11 protein-coding genes are annotated in these 12,918 nt (G+C 29.9%); 7 read left to right on the top strand and 4 right to left on the bottom strand.

Annotated features, from left to right (window positions below; genetic code table 11):
* Positions 1–88 precede the first annotated feature (88 nt).
* The 5 genes from JH146_RS01175 to JH146_RS01195 all read left to right on the top strand — a co-directional run bounded on the left by JH146_RS01175 (position 89) and on the right by JH146_RS01195 (position 5,785).
* Complete coding sequence (locus JH146_RS01175; RefSeq protein ID WP_173400795.1) at positions 89–1,189, top strand: 2-oxoacid:acceptor oxidoreductase subunit alpha; 1,101 nt, start codon at positions 89–91, stop codon at positions 1,187–1,189.
* 47 nt (positions 1,190–1,236) lie between these two features.
* The gene (locus JH146_RS01180) at positions 1,237–1,866 is read left to right on the top strand and encodes a hypothetical protein (RefSeq protein ID WP_048201289.1); all 630 of its coding nucleotides are present in this window, start codon (positions 1,237–1,239) and stop codon (positions 1,864–1,866) included.
* 108 nt (positions 1,867–1,974) lie between these two features.
* Complete coding sequence (locus JH146_RS01185; protein ID WP_048201290.1) at positions 1,975–3,510, top strand: radical SAM protein; 1,536 nt, start codon at positions 1,975–1,977, stop codon at positions 3,508–3,510.
* A 257-nt stretch (positions 3,511–3,767) separates the two neighbouring features.
* A complete protein-coding gene (locus tag JH146_RS01190; protein WP_048201291.1) occupies positions 3,768–5,243 on the top strand; it encodes a 2-isopropylmalate synthase in 1,476 nt (491 codons plus the stop codon).
* 74 nt (positions 5,244–5,317) lie between these two features.
* Positions 5,318–5,785, top strand: a complete 468-nt coding sequence (locus JH146_RS01195) for a winged helix-turn-helix transcriptional regulator (protein WP_236953668.1) — start codon at positions 5,318–5,320, stop codon at positions 5,783–5,785.
* Here the strand turns inward: JH146_RS01195 and JH146_RS01200 are convergent.
* Together JH146_RS01200 and JH146_RS01205 are read right to left on the bottom strand one after the other, a co-directional pair.
* Positions 5,763–6,356, bottom strand: a complete 594-nt coding sequence (locus JH146_RS01200) for an AAA family ATPase (protein ID WP_048201292.1) — start codon at positions 6,354–6,356, stop codon at positions 5,763–5,765. The two genes, JH146_RS01195 and JH146_RS01200, sit on opposite strands and share 23 nt — an antisense overlap.
* 46 nt (positions 6,357–6,402) lie before the next feature.
* Entirely contained in the window at positions 6,403–6,594 is a 192-nt protein-coding gene (locus JH146_RS01205; protein ID WP_048201293.1) for a class III signal peptide-containing protein, read from the bottom strand.
* Between the two features lie 85 nt (positions 6,595–6,679).
* On the opposite strand from JH146_RS01205, the gene JH146_RS01210 reads away from it, so the two are divergent.
* Positions 6,680–9,103 carry a DUF5814 domain-containing protein gene (locus JH146_RS01210; RefSeq protein WP_048201294.1) on the top strand — a complete coding sequence of 808 codons (2,424 nt, stop codon included), beginning with the start codon at positions 6,680–6,682 and terminating at the stop codon, positions 9,101–9,103.
* 66 nt (positions 9,104–9,169) lie between these two features.
* On the top strand, positions 9,170–10,201 hold the full coding sequence (locus JH146_RS01215) for a potassium channel family protein (protein WP_048201295.1): 1,032 nt from the start codon (positions 9,170–9,172) through the stop codon (positions 10,199–10,201).
* Here the strand turns inward: JH146_RS01215 and JH146_RS01220 are convergent.
* Positions 10,196–10,765 (bottom strand): protoglobin domain-containing protein, encoded by a 570-nt coding sequence (locus JH146_RS01220; protein WP_048201296.1) that lies wholly within the window; start codon positions 10,763–10,765, stop codon positions 10,196–10,198. The genes JH146_RS01215 and JH146_RS01220 overlap by 6 nt on opposite strands.
* A 65-nt stretch (positions 10,766–10,830) precedes the next feature.
* Positions 10,831–12,543 carry a DUF505 family protein gene (locus tag JH146_RS01225; protein WP_048201297.1) on the bottom strand — a complete coding sequence of 571 codons (1,713 nt, stop codon included), beginning with the start codon at positions 12,541–12,543 and terminating at the stop codon, positions 10,831–10,833.
* Positions 12,544–12,918: the final 375 nt, after the last annotated feature.

Genomic DNA, 12,918 nt, shown 5'->3' on the forward strand with positions numbered 1-12,918 from the left:
ATTAATTAATATCTACCTTATTTTTCAACTTTTTATAAATTTTTCCAATTTCTCTTCTAAAGCCAAAATTATGAATGGAGGGGGTTTAATGAAAGTAGAATTCATGCAAGGAAACCAGGCATGTGCAAAAGGAGCTATAAAAGCAGGATGTAGATTTTTTGCTGGCTATCCAATAACACCATCTACAGAGATAGCGGAAGCAATGGCAAGAGAATTGCCAAAGGTTGGGGGCTATTATATTCAAATGGAAGATGAGATTGGGAGTATAGCAGCAGTTATTGGGGCAAGTTGGGGAGGATTAAAGGCAATGACAGCAACTTCAGGACCTGGATTTAGTTTAATGCAAGAAAATATTGGATATGCGTATATGACAGAAACCCCTTGTGTAATTGTTAATGTTCAAAGAGGAGGGCCATCAACAGGACAGCCAACTATGGCTTCCCAAGGAGATATGATGCAGTGTAGATGGGGAAGCCATGGAGATTATGAAGTTATTGCCTTAGCCCCAAGTTCTGTCCAGGAGATGTATGATTTCACAATAATGGCATTTAACTATGCTGAAAAATACAGAGTTCCTGTTTTTGTAATGGCTGATGAGATAGTTGGGCATATGAGAGAGAAAGTTGTTTTACATGACAACATAGAAATAATAGATAGAAAAAAGCCAGAAGAAAAACCATGTAAAAAGCCATATCCTTTTGATGTTGATGTTCCACCAATGCCTGTTTTTGGTGAGGGCTATAATGTGCATATTACTGGTTTAACTCACGATGAGAGAGGCTATCCTGATGTCTCAGCTGAAACACATGATAAATTAGTTAGAAGATTAGTCAATAAAATAAGAAAAAATAAAGATGATATAGTTAAGTGGGAAGGGGAGAATTTAGATGCAGAAATAATGTTTGTTTGCTATGGAACACCTTCAAGAACTGTAAAATACACCGCCAATAAATTAAGAGAAAAGGGATTGGATGTAGGATATATAAGATTAATAACTGTCTATCCATTCCCTGACGAGTTGTTGAAAAAATTAAAAGCAAAGAAGGTTATAGTTCCAGAGATGAACTTAGGGCAGATATATTATGAAGTTGAGAGAGTTTGTAAAAAAGCTGATGACGTAATTTTAGTTGATAAGATTGGTGGGGAGTTGCATAGACCAGAAGAATTAGAGAAAGCTGTTTTGGAATAATTTTATAATTTTTTTATTTAAATTAAAATCCAATTTGGGGATAACTTATGAGAAAGTTAATAATATTTTTTTTATCTTTGATTTTAATTGCCTCTATTTGTGGATGTTTTAATAATGGAAAAAAAGAGATTAATGAATTAAATATATCTGCCAAAAATGAAAATATACAAAATCACAAAAATATATCAATAGAAAATCCAAGAATGGACAATTTAAAAGATAATAACAAAATCAACATTACAAACAATGAAAGTATTGCAAATAATATGACAAATGATACAAAAGAAACTAAAAAATATGATTTTTCAAAGCAAATAGATATAGATGAGATGTTTTTAAATCTTCCTTATGAAAAAACGATAGAATATGAAGGATGTGTAATAAAAAAATATAGCAGTAATGGATTTACTGTTACATTTGAAGTCAGCACAAAGCCAATTGATTTCTCTTATGCATACATATATAATGAAGTCAAAAAATATCCACAAAGAGATGCATTTGGTGATTACACTTATTATGAGTTCATCCCAAGAAATGTCAATTTATCAATTAGTTACTGCTACTATAGGGAAGTAGGTAACTATTATATAGTTATGCAAACTTATGAAAAGAGCAAAAGAGCTAATGATTTGTGGATAAATTGGACTAAACACATATTTAGTTTATTTGAAGAATAAATCTTTTTTATTTTATTTTTAAAATTAAAAATCGCCTCAGTGCTCATACGGCTCATCACAAATTCAGCAAAGCCAATCATCATCATTGGCGATTTTTTGGTGGTTATTATGATAGAAAGAGCTTTGATATTGGATGGCTATACTGACGAACCAGCTGGTTTGGGAGTTCCCCCTTATATAGGAACTTATCCAAGATATGCATATGGTGTTTTAGATAAATATGATGTTAAAGTGGATTATATAACTATCGATAAATTTAGAGAGATTAGAGGAGATTTTAATTTAGATAAATACGATGCAATAATCTGCATCTGTGGCTTTCACACACCTGGGAAATATCTAAATGCAAATCCTGCTACATTAAAGGAGTTTGTTTCTATATTATATAAGTATGGTGGTTTAAAAATTTTGGGAGGGCCGTCAGCAACAAAATATGGCTCTTCAATGATTGGAGGAAAGATAGAGGATGAAAGTAAATATAAAGCATTTTTTGACGTGGTTGCTGAAGGTGATTTAGAGGCAGTTTTAAATGATTTGTTAAGGGAGAAAAGTATAGAGAAAGTTGATTTTAACAGATATAGAACTTATGAAGAGTTAAGAGAATATGCTATTAGAGGAGCTAAAGTTGTTAAAAAGCATCCAAATTATCCATATATAATAGCTGAGATTGAAACTTATAGAGGATGCTCAAGAGCTTTAACTGGAGGCTGCTCTTTCTGCACAGAGCCGAGAAGGTTTGGATTGCCAACATTTAGAGATGAAAAAGATATAATAGATGAGATTAAAGCACTATATAATGAAGGAATAAAATATTTTAGAATTGGAAGACAACCATGTATGTTTTCATACAAATCAATTGATTCAGAAAAGGAAGAGGTTCCAAAACCAAATGTTGAGGCAATTGAAAAGTTATTTAAAGGCATTAGGAATGTTTCAAATCCAAAGGTTTTACATATAGATAATGCCAATCCTGCAGTGATAGCAAGGCATGAAGATGAAAGCAGAAAGGTAGCTAAAATATTGGTTAAATACTGCACAAGTGGGAATGTTGCAGCTTTTGGTGTTGAGAGTTTTGATGAGAAAGTAATTAAAGCCAATAACTTATTAACAACACCAGAAGATGTTTTAAAAGCTGTAGAAATTTTAAATGAAATTGGTGGAAAAAGAGGAGAAACAGGATTGCCATATTTATTGCCCGGCATAAATTTATTGTTTGGATTAAAGGGAGAGAGAAAAGAAACCTTTACTATAAATTTTGAATATTTAAAAGAAATCTATGATAGGGGCTTTATGATTAGAAGGATTAACATAAGGCAAGTTGTTCCATTTTTTGGAACTGAAATAACTCTAAAAGATATAAAAAAAGCAGAAAAAAGAAAAAAATTATTTTTATGGTTTAAAGAAAAAGTTAGGGAAGAGATAGATAATAAAATGCTTAAGAGAGTTGTGCCAAGAGGGACAATATTAAAAGATGTATTTGTTGAAGTTAAAGAGAGAGAAGATTTATATTTTGGAAGGCAATTTGGAACTTATCCAATTTTAGTAGGGATTGTTGATAAAAATCTTAAAATTGGAGAATTTGTGGATGTTGAAATTGTTGATTATGGAAGGAGGTCGATAACTGGAAGGGTTATTAAACCATAGAATTTAAATTTTGCACCTCCAAGCGTGAGCGAGGAGGTGTTAGCGGGTATACCAATAGGGCGAGGCCCTATGGATGGAAAGAGGTCAATAACTGGAAGAGTTGTTAAGCACTGATACTATTTTTTGGATTTTAGTTTTTAGATATTTCACCTAAAATTTTAAATATATTATGGCTAATATTTGAAACAGTTTTTATTAGTATTAAATTCATTAAATCAACTAACATGCCTATCAAATTATTTTTATGAGGGATTGTTATGATGGTGAGAATATTTGATACAACACTTAGAGATGGAGAACAAACACCTGGAGTTTCTTTAACACCAAATGATAAGTTAGAGATAGCAAGAAAGTTAGATGAACTTGGAGTTGATGTTATAGAGGCAGGTTCAGCTATAACTTCAAAAGGAGAAAGGGAAGGAATAAAATTAATAACAAAAGAGGGATTGAATGCTGAAATCTGTTCATTTGTTAGAGCTTTACCAATAGATATAGATGCCGCTTTAGAGTGTGATGTAGATAGTGTTCATTTAGTAGTGCCAACCTCTCCAATCCATATGAAGTATAAACTAAGAAAAACAGAAGACGAGGTTTTAGAATCTGCTTTAAAAGCTGTAGAATATGCTAAAGAACATGGATTGATTGTTGAGTTGTCAGCGGAGGATGCAACAAGAAGTGATGTAAATTTCTTAATAAAATTGTTTAATGAAGGAGAAAAAGTTGGAGCAGATAGAGTTTGTGTTTGTGATACTGTAGGAGTCTTAACACCACAAAAGAGTGTAGAGTTATTTAAAAAAATAACTGAGAACGTTAATTTGCCAGTATCAGTTCATTGCCATAACGACTTTGGAATGGCTACAGCAAATACATGCTCAGCTGTTTTAGGTGGGGCTGTTCAATGCCACGTAACTGTTAATGGTATTGGTGAGAGAGCTGGAAACGCTTCATTGGAAGAGGTTGTTACTGCTTTAAAAATACTCTATGGCTATGACACTAAGATAAAGATGGAAAAGTTGTATGAGGTTTCAAGAATTGTTTCAAGATTGATGAAACTTCCTGTCCCACCAAATAAGGCAATTGTTGGTGACAATGCCTTTGCTCATGAAGCAGGAATACATGTTGATGGTTTAATAAAAAATACTGAGACTTATGAACCAATAAAACCAGAAATGGTTGGAAATAGAAGAAGAATTATCTTAGGAAAACATTCAGGTAGAAAAGCTTTAAAATACAAACTTGATTTAATGGGCATAGATGTTAGTGAAGACCAATTGAATATAATATATGAAAGAGTTAAAGAATTTGGAGATTTGGGTAAATACATTTCAGATGCTGATTTATTGGCTATAGTCAGAGAAGTTACTGGAAGAGTAGTTGAAGAGAAGATTAAATTGGATGAATTAACTGTTGTATCTGGAAATAAAATAACACCAATCGCATCTGTTAAGCTCCATTATATAGGGGAAGATATAACTTTAATCGAAACTGCTTATGGTGTAGGGCCTGTAGATGCAGCAATAAATGCTGTAAGAAAAGCAATAAGTGGGGTTGCAGATGTTAAGTTAGAAGAGTATAGAGTTGAGGCAATTGGAGGAGGAACTGATGCGTTAATAGAGGTTGTGGTTAAATTAAGAAAAGGAACTGAAATTGTTGAAGTTAGAAAATCAGATGCAGATATAATAAGAGCTTCCGTAGATGCAGTTATGGAAGGAATTAACATGCTATTGAATTAAACTCATCATGTCCTACTTAAATTATAATTTTAATTTTTATAATTTTAATATCAAAAGGTTTATATATTGTGTTGTTGTTATTTCCAAACTGGAAATTATATGATGAAGAAAAAGTCCTCTTAAATGATACAAGAAAGGAAATTTATAAGTATATATCAGATAATCCAGGAACTTATTTGAGAGAAATATCTAAAAACTTGAATAAACCTGTTTCAACTATAACATGGCATTTAAGAATTTTAGAGAAGGCTAACTTAATTAAAAGTAAAAAATTTGGAAATAGAATAATTTATTATCCATCTAATGTAGATTTAAAAGAATTACCTTTGTTATTTTTAAATGAAACACAAAAAAGAATATTTGAATATTTATTAAAAAGTCCTGCACATTTAAGGAAAATAGCTAAAGATTTAAATCTTAATGTTGAAACTGTAAGATACAATTTAAGAAAATTAGAAACTCTTGGAATTGTAAAACATAAAGAAGAGAAAAACAAAGTTATATATTATGTAGATGAATCTATCTTAGAATTTCGTAAATAAAATTATATTCTTTGTATTTTTCTAAATTATTTAAGATTTCTTTTAAAATATTGTCTAACTGATTTATACAATCTTCAAAACTACTCTCATTAACTACTACAAAATCGGCTAATGCAATAGCATAACCAATACTGAATCCTAATTCCCTCAAATCTCTCTCTACAAACACTTCCCAATTTGCTGAATCATCTTCCCTTCCTCTCATTCTCAATCTCTCAAATCTTGTTAATGGAGAGGAATGGATGGCTATTAAAACTAATGGCTTATGTTTTCTAAAATAATTTACTTCATATAAACTTCTTATACCCTCAACAATAACCACATCCTTATCTTTTAAATTTTCCTCTATGTATCTTAGACATGCTACTGCAATTGCCTCATTTCCAAACTCTTCCCTCAACTTTATAGCAGTTTTTCCAACATTTTCAGGATTTAATTCCAAGCCCCTTTTTTTTGTTTCATATCTAACAACATCCCCCATAGAAACTACTGGAAGATTGTATTTTTTAGCTACTTCATGTATTGCGCTTTTTCCAGCCCCTGGCATTCCTGTAATTCCTATTAGCAACATATTCTTCCCTTAATAATTTATTATGATTATGATTAAGAATTAATATTTACGATACATTACTTAGAACTTTCTCAGCAACATTGGAACTTTGATTTATAATTTCTACATTAGCTTTTTTTGTCTCAATAGCAGTTGATATTAAATAATAAGAAACAATTATAGCTGATAAGACAACAACCATAACTAACAAAGAAAATTCAAGGGAAATTTGCCCTTTATTGGATTTTATAGATATCATTTTATCCCCAAAATGATTTACTAAATTATTATAAGGCTGTAAATTATTTATAATTTACTTAATACTTTTTAGATGGTGGTTTATAATGCTTATCGTTAGGAAGCCAAAAAAGAAAAAGGAAGAAATTGAGATAGTTAAAGTTGATGGAAAAATAGAGGACGGGGTAGAAATTAAAAATAACCAAAAAATATTTGCAAATTACAAAAAAGTTGGGGATAAATACAAGTTATATAGATGTAGAGTAGGAGATAAGTTAATTCAGCCATCTAAGGTTTTGGAGTTGTTAAAATCTGACAAAATATACATATTGAAAGAAAATGAGGAAGTAGAGGAGATTTTAAAATCATACAATTTAAAGTCTGATTACATAGAGCTTTGCCCATTTTGCTTATTAAAAAATATTTACAAAAGATTGACAAGAAATAATAGATGTAGGTATGGAAATTTAGAAATCTGTATAAGTTGTGGAGTTAATGAAATTAAAGAAGAGGTTAAAATTAATGAGGAATTTATAGAGAAATTTTTAAAGAGGTTTAAAGATGTTGATAAAGTTCTCTCTTTATTAAGAATAAGAAATCCATTAGATAAGCCAGAATTAACAAGATATGATATTATAACAGGTAGTGAAGAAGACAAGATTGAAAATTATAAGATAGATGAATTAGATATCCCTGAAGAACTTAAAGAGATAATAAAGAGTAGAGGCATTAATGAGCTTTTACCTGTTCAAACGCTATCAGTTAAAGCTGGTTTGTTAAAAGGGGAGGATTTATTGATTGTTTCAGCAACTTCTTCAGGGAAAACATTGATTGGAGAATTAGCTGGGATTAAAAATTTAATTAAAACTGGGAAAAAGTTTCTATTTTTAGTTCCTTTGGTGGCTTTGGCAAATCAAAAATACTTAGAATTTAAAGAAAGATATGAAAAATTAGGTTTTAAAGTTAGTTTAAGAGTTGGATTAGGGAGGATTGGAAAAAAAGTTGATGTTGAAACATCGTTAGATGCTGATATTATAGTTGGGACTTATGAAGGGATTGATTATTTAATTAGGACTAAAAGATTAAAAGATATTGGAACAGTGGTTATTGATGAAATTCACTCTTTAAATTTAGAAGAAAGAGGGGCAAGATTGGATGGTTTAATTGGTAGGTTGAGATTTTTATTTAAAGATGCTCAAAAAATATATTTATCAGCAACAATTGGAAATCCAAAGGGGTTGGCTAAACAATTGGGAGCTAAATTAGTTTTATACAATGGAAGACCTGTCCCATTAGAAAGACATATAATTTTCTGCAAAAATGACTTTGCTAAATTAAATATTATTAAAGAAATTGCTAAAAGAGAATGGCAGAACATTTCAAAATTTGGATATAGAGGGCAGTGCCTAATCTTTACATATTCAAGAAAGAGAGCTGAGTATTTAGCTAAAGCTTTAAGAGCTAAGGGGATTAAAGCAGAGTTTTACCATGGAGGAATGGAGTATATAAGAAGGAGGAAAGTTGAAGATGATTTTGCAAATCAAAAAATTCAGTGTGTTGTTACAACTGCAGCGTTATCTGCAGGGGTTGATTTTCCTGCTTCAACAGTTATCTTAGAGAGTTTAGCTATGGGCGGTGACTGGTTAAATCCAGCTGAATTCCAGCAAATGTGTGGGAGGGCTGGAAGAAAGGGAATGCATGAAATTGGAAAAGTTTATCTTTTGGTAGAGATTGGTAAGAAATATCACGCAAAGATGGAAAATACTGAAGATGAAGTAGCCTTTAAATTATTGAATGCAGTTCCTGAAGATGTTAAAGTTGAATATACTGAGGATGAAGAAGAAGAGCAAATATTGGCCACAATCTCAGCTGGAATAAATAAAAGGCAGGATATAGATAGAGTGCCATATATTGGAAGGGCATTTTCTTTAAACAAAATTTTAAGTAATTTAGAGAGTTATGGGATGGTAAAAGTCAATAATGATGTGAAATTAACTAATTATGGAAATGCAGTAGCTATATCATTTTTATATCCAAAGATTGCTGAAAAAATTAGAGAAGGAATTGCTGAGAATAAACATCTTATTAAATTAATTACAGAGATTATGCCATTTGAAAATGTTTATCTTTCAAACAGTTTAAAAATAAAGCTTTCAAAAATTTTGAATATAAATGTCCCTTCAAGGTTTTTTGATGCTTTAGAAGTTATTAGAGAAGGGATGGAAAAAATTAGGGATAAAAAATTAAAAGAAGAATTGACATTAATTATTATGGAATTTGAAGGAGTTGAAGTTGAGGAGAAAATTTTAGAGATGATTATTAATCTAAGGATTTCAGGAAAAACCCCTGGACAAATTTCAAAAACACTATATGAAGGGTTTAAAATTCAAACATATTCTGGAGATATTTACTATTACTTAGAGCAATTATTAAATCTTTTAGATGCTATAGAAAGAATAGCAAGAATATTCAATAAGAAATATGCTGAAAAAGTTAATGAACTAAAAGAAAAAATAGAAAATCCAAAATAAATTATTATATATGTCATTATTAAGTAAATTTAAAATAAAAAATAAAAATAATGGTTATGTGAAACCATGGAGACTTCGAAAAAGGTAGCAATTGTTGTTATTCTCTCTATTACATTAATTTTGACTTATGCCTACTTAATAAGTATAATTGAAGGAGTAGATTACTTTACTGCATTGTACTTTAGTGTTATTACAATAACTACAACGGGTTATGGAGATTTTACTCCAAAAACGTTTATAGGAAGGGCATTAACTGTAATTTACTTATGTATTGGTGTCGGTATAGTAATGTATCTTTTTAGTTTAATAGCAGAGTTTATTGTTGAAGGTAAGTTTGAAGAGTTCATGAGGTTGAAAAAAATGAAAAACAAAATCAAAACTTTAAAAGACCATTATATTATTTGTGGATATGGAAGATTGGGGAGGGTTGTTGGGGAAAAATTTATTCAAGAAGGAGTTCCGTTTATAGCTATAGATATTAATGAAGATGTCCTAAAAGAAGAGTATGAAAGATATCCTGATAAGTTTTTATACATAGTGGGGGATGCTAAAAAGGATGAGGTGTTAAAGAAAGCAAAAATTGATAAGGCAAAGGGGTTAATTGCCACTCTACCAACTGATGCAGATAATGTGTTTGTTACATTAACAGCAAGAGAGCTAAATCCAAATATTCTAATTACTGCTAAAGCAGATGAGAAAGAAGCTATAAGAAAATTAAAAATAGCTGGGGCTAATAGAGTAGTGTCTCCATATTTAATTGGTGGATTAAGAATGGCTGAAGTTTCTGTCAGACCAGGAGTTTTAGATTTCCTAAGTACATTTATTAAAATAGCTAAAGATGAATATGAGGAAGATATTGAATTAAGAAAATTTGTTATTGAAAAAGATTCAGAATTGGCATACAAAAACTTAAAACAGGCAAATATCAGGGGTAAAACAGGAGCTACTATTTTGGGAATAAGGAGAGGAAATGAGTTTTATATAAACCCTTATCCAGAATTTGTTATAAAACCTGGCGATATAATATATGCGTTTGGAACTGAAGAGAATTTAGAGTATTTAGAGAACCTTGTTAAAAGGAAGAGAAATAAATTATAACCCCATCTTTTTTATTCCTAATTTAATTGCATTCCTCTTAAGATTTTGATTTATTCCAATATAATCTAAAACCTTACTTTCAAAGTTCATATATGCAGCAACATTTAATAATATAACTCTTTTTAACAAATCATCTAATATATTAATAATTTCTTGAGCGTTATTTCCTAACTCGTTTTCTAATTTATTTTTTAACCTATCTCCAATTTTAATAAGTATTGCTGTTAAATATTCAGGTAGAAAATCTTTTTCAACATATTTAATTCCTCTTCTTACAACTTCTTTATAAAACTCGTTTAAATCATTACTGTTGGATATTTCAAAGAAACTTTTTATCCACGCTTTAAAATCATTCTCAATTTCTTTTCTTTTATTCTCATCAAATAACGTCTTAGTTCTTTCGTATGAGAAGATATCATCAAACACTTCCTTAACAACATCATCAATAGTTTTGCTTAATATATCTTTATACTCTGTTAATTTAGAAAAATCCTTTTCCTCAGAAGCAAAGTGGTGCATATTCTCAATAATTTCATTAAATATTTCATCAAAATTTGCATTCATCAATCTCACCTCGTAAAATGCTATTATAACTTATAAAAAAATAAATTTAAAAAATTTTAAATAATTTACCAAAGGTTAATATATGCCTCCACTAATTTAATTCCTGCATCAGTTAATCCTTTTTTACCAATTAAACCAACATTCTTCAATATAACTAAATTCTTTTTAATTTCTTCTGGTGTTAAGGATAAGTATTTAGCTAATAATACAATTTCATTTTCTTTGTGCTCTTTACCTTCACTTTTCTCTTTCCATACTTTATCAAACTCTTCTTTGTGCTCATAGATGGTTTTTAATATGTTGAATGTTGTTGGAGTTACCGCAAACTTTGTAGCTAATAGCTCTTGAATCTTTGCCATCTCTATGGCTGTTTTAACCTCTTCCCCTAATTCTGTTAATTTAATCATCTTGTTTTGCAATTCTTTAATAAATCCTTTTGATTCACACTCTCCTAATGCTTTAATAATCTCTTTCTCATCCCCACCAACGTGGTCTTGGATTAATTTAACTAACTCATCTCTGTGGATGTATTTCTTTCTTGGAATCTTAATGAGAGTTGAAATGTCATATTTTGTTAAGTATGGCTTTCTTTTAATTGTCTTTGATAATTTTATTAAATATTTTCCTTTTTCTGTTATTCCTCTATTTACAGTTCCCTCTTCTTTACCTTTAACTACCCATTCAGCAATTGGGACATCACCACTTTCTGGGTAGGTTATAGCTTTCATTCCATCTGTTGATACTACACCTAAATCTTTAACCTTTTCCCCGAACTCTGTCATCCAGTATGTATCTTTATTTTTAACAACTTCTCTCTTTATCAATTCTTTTGATTCTAAAGTGTGTAATATAGCCCCTAAATCATCAATATTTGTTCTCTTTTTAATTTCATCATAAGTTGGCAGAATCTCTGGGTTTGTTTCATACTTTTCTTTTATTTCCTCAATTGCCTTTAAAACCTTAATTTCATCATCTAATATGTAGATAGGGAGAGTTTTCTCTTCAACTTTACCCATCTCTTTATATGTATCCATCATTGCCTGTCCTAATTCAGTAACTTCCCCATCTTCATAGAAACCGCTTTCTGTCAGCTCTTCAGTAGTTTCCCCTTTCTCTAATACCTCAAAGTCTTCTTTTCGTAATATCAATGCTCTATTTAAGTTTGGAACTAACGAAGCTACTTTTAAAGCATAGTTCAATGCTTTTGTTGTGGCAAAAGCTTTTCCACTTTCTGTTTTTGGTGAGATTAAGAGCAATCTCATAGCTTGAAGTGCATTAATTATGTTGTCCCCATATTCCTTAGTATTTTTGTAAGTTATTAGCTCATCATAAACCCCAATCTTTGGCATATCTTTTATAAATGCTAATATCTCAGGAGTTAGGTAAACAACTGGATGAGTTTCTTTATATATCTTTAAAATCTCTTTTCCAATCTCACTCAATCCATTCTCATCTGCTAAGAATCTCTCTTTTAACATTGTCATCCATTCTTCTGGTATATTACCAGTTTCTTCTAACAATTCCATAATTTTTATAATCTCAGAATCAACAAACACATCTGGAAGCTTTTCTATATCAATTTTATCAACAATTTCCATCAATCTTTTTCCTGCTTCAGTAAAAGTTATCTTATTTTCTTTTAATTCAGCAAATCCTAATATAAACAACTCTAAAGCTCTTGTTTTAAACTCTTCTGGCAGGGCTTTTTCTATTTCATTCTGCATTTCTGTCTCTTTCATCTTTTTCAATATTTCTAAATGTCTCTTTTTTAAGAACAATATTCCACCCCCACAGTTCTAATACCTTTAAATTATATTCATTTTTTATTACTTAAAGTTCCTAATTTTTTATGTTTATGAAGTTCTATAAAAACTTTTCTATAATTAATCAATTTAAATATATATAAAATTTATAAAAATAAAAATAGAACATTAAAAAATAAAATAGTGATAATAAAGCAATATATGAAAATTTACAGTTTTTACTAAATTTTAACTATTTCAAATAAAATAACATAAATTAATCCTTTTATCTAAACCATCAAACCTTAAGATATTTATAGAAATATTAAGTATATCATCAAACTAACAGCTTTTAACGATTTTTTTAAACTTATATATTCCTATTTTCAATTTTAACGTTAAATATCTACT

It is taken from the genome of Methanocaldococcus bathoardescens (genome assembly GCF_000739065.1).
Classification (GTDB): Archaea; AGJL01; Methanococci; order Methanococcales; family Methanocaldococcaceae; genus Methanocaldococcus; species Methanocaldococcus bathoardescens.